The sequence below is a fragment of the Collinsella aerofaciens genome, from assembly GCF_040920445.1.
Lineage (GTDB): Bacteria > Actinomycetota > Coriobacteriia > Coriobacteriales > Coriobacteriaceae > Collinsella > Collinsella aerofaciens_BH.
Map to the genome: position 1 here is coordinate 1 of NZ_JBCOTQ010000093.1, position 2,732 is coordinate 2,732.

A 2,732-nucleotide genomic window follows, 5' to 3' on the forward strand; every position below is an offset into this window, starting at 1 on the left:
ATCCTGGACACCGCGGGCGATCTCGAGTGCCTGATCGTTTCCGGCTCCGTGCCTCCCAAAGCTACGCCCGACTTCCTGGCTCAGGTCATGGAGCACGCTCAGGCTCGTGGCGCCGACGTCGTCCTGGACCTGTCCTCCGACAAGCTCAAGGAGCTCGCTCACAAGAAGCCGCTGCTCATCAAGCCGAACCATCACGAGATGAAGGCCATCTTCGGCGTGCCGGTCGACACCGACGACGAGGTCCGCGTTGCCATGAAGATGGCTCACGACGCTGGCGTTCAGAACGTGCTGCTCACCCGTGGTAGCCGCGGCGACGCTTACTTCTCCAACGGCGAGGATATTTGGTACGCCAAGCGTGAGTTCAACATCAAGCTGGTTTCTTCTGTCTGCGCCGGCGACTGCACCCTCGCTGCGTTCCTGCACAAGTGGTACAGGGATCGCGACAACGTCGAGGAGGCCATGAAGCTCGCTATGGCCACCGGCGCCAACGTTGCCGAGTCCGTCGGCATCGGCGACTTCGGTCACGTCGACGAGTACAGCAAGCGCGTTGCTGTCCGCAAGCTCGATCGTCAGTAATCGAAACGCGACATATTCGTGCGCATGCGGCGCCCCGGTTTCGGCTGGGGCGCCTTTTTTGTTCCGTTATTGGAGAGAGATGCTCTGCCGTACTTCATCGCTTCCACACCGTTCACCGAGTTGTCCTAGCCTTTTACCGTTGGGTGGAATATACTTTCATTAACACGTTACTTCGTGAAAGGAACATTCATGATTTACACGCTCACTGCAAATCCCGCCATTGACTACAACATCGCCTGCGACGGCCTTGCTGCCAACACCGTCACGCGTACCCGTAACGCCGTCTACACGCCCAACGGCAAGGGTCTCAACGTCTCGTTCACCCTCGATCACTACGGTGTTGACACCACGATCCTGGGCTTTTTCGCCGGCTTCTCGGGCGAGTTTATCGTTAAGGGCGCCGAGGCCCTGGGCGTGCCCGTCAAGCCCGTTTGGACCGACGGCATCACGCGCGTCAACGTGTTCCTCAATGCCGGACCCGACACCGAGTACAACATGGTCAACGCCGGTGCCGCCATCAACGAGGCCAACGAGCAGGAGATGTTTGAGCTCATCGATTCGCTCGATGACATGACCTGTCTGGTCATCAGCGGCTCGCTGCCTCCCAACACTTCCGAGGGCTTCTTGGCCGAGGTCCTGCGCCGCGTCAAGGCCAAGGGGGCCGAGTTCGTCCTCGATATCTCGAGCCATCAGCTGGCAGACCTCATTGCCATGGAGCCGCTGCTGATTAAGCCCAATGACGATGAGCTGCTCGACATCTTTGGCATTAAGGTGAGCGGTGGCGACGACGAGTCCGTCAAGGGCGCGATGGCCGAGCTGCACGCCAAGGGCGCCAAGAACGTGCTGCTGACCCTTGGTGGCGCCGGTGCGTACTTCTCCAACGGCGAGCACATCTGGTTTGCCAATCGCACCTTCGACGTCAAGCTGCTGTCGACGGTGTGCGCCGGCGATTCCTCGCTGGCTGCCTTCCTGTCCGTGTGGCACGACGCCCCCGAGCGAGTCGAGGATGCCCTGCGCCTTTCGATGGCCACCGGCGCCAACGTGGTCGAGTGCCCGGGCCTGGGCGACTTTGCCAAGGTGGACGAATACAAGAAGAACATCGAAGTTCGTCAGGTCTGCTAGCCGCATCGAAAAATCGCTGCCGAACACCCGCTTTGGATCTCCGAGGCGGGTGTTTTTTGTGCACTGAACGCATATGGCGTCTGCTGTCTCGTTTTATGGAATTGACGACGCGATTGCGTGTGCGCGCTTTCTCGTTTCTTGTTAGACTTCTTGAGAACCATCGATTAACGCTCACAAGTGCAGGAGGCCATAGGCATGTGCAATGTTTCGCTCAACGGTACTCAACCGTCCGATGCGTCCCTGTGCGTCCTGCGCGCGCTTGAGGCGGCTGGTCTTGAGGCTTGGTACGTGGGCGGTTGGGTGCGCGACGCCCTGATGGGTTGCCCCAGCCACGATGTTGATATGTGCTGTAGCGGCCTGTGGCAGGAGTCCAAGGTGGCGCTCGAGGCCGCTGGTATCGCGGTCGTGGAGTCGGGCATTAAATTTGGCGGAATCACGGCTATTTCCGATGGCGAGCGTATCGAGGTCACCACGTACCGTCTGGATGGCTTTTACACCGATGGTCGCCATCCCCAGAGTGTGGAGCGTGCCGCCTCGCTCGAGGACGATCTGGCGCGCCGCGACTTTACCGTCAACGCTATGGCCTGGCATCCCGAGCGCGGGCTTGTCGACTGCTACGACGGCCAGGGTGACTTGGAGCGCAAGCTGATTCGCGCTGTCGGCGATCCCAAGCGTCGCTTTAACGAGGACGCCCTGCGCATGTTGCGTGCGGTGCGCTTTGCCTGCCGCCTGGACTTTATGATTGAGCCCGAGACTAAGCGCGCGCTTGCCGAGTGCGCGCCGCTGCTCGACGCCGTGGCGCGCGAGCGTGTGGGTATTGAGCTTGAGGGCATTCTTTCGACCGGTCATGGGGGAGACGCGATGCTCCGCTATCCCGAGCTCATCTGCGCCGCTGTGCCCGAGCTGGCCCCGGCCCGTGGCTTTGACCAGCGTAGCGTCTACCATGCCTTTAACGTCTACGAGCATATCGCCCGTGTGCTGACGGTGGCAGGGGAGCTGGCGCTGTGCGACGGCGTCGCGCCCTCGTCGAGCCT

General features: G+C 60.9%; 3 protein-coding genes. All 3 read left to right on the forward strand.

Going from position 1 to position 2,732, the window contains the following annotated elements; translation table 11 throughout:
- Positions 1–576 (forward strand): 1-phosphofructokinase family hexose kinase (locus AB5405_RS09680; RefSeq protein WP_368138339.1); only part of this gene is annotated, 576 nt, incomplete at its 5' end.
- A 189-nt stretch (positions 577–765) separates the two neighbouring features.
- Positions 766–1,698: a 1-phosphofructokinase family hexose kinase gene (locus tag AB5405_RS09685; protein WP_342996268.1), complete on the forward strand. Its 933-nt coding sequence runs from the start codon at positions 766–768 to the stop codon at positions 1,696–1,698.
- A 195-nt stretch (positions 1,699–1,893) separates the two neighbouring features.
- Positions 1,894–2,732: tRNA nucleotidyltransferase/poly(A) polymerase-related protein (locus AB5405_RS09690; protein ID WP_368138340.1), on the forward strand; the 839-nt coding region annotated here is incomplete at its 3' end.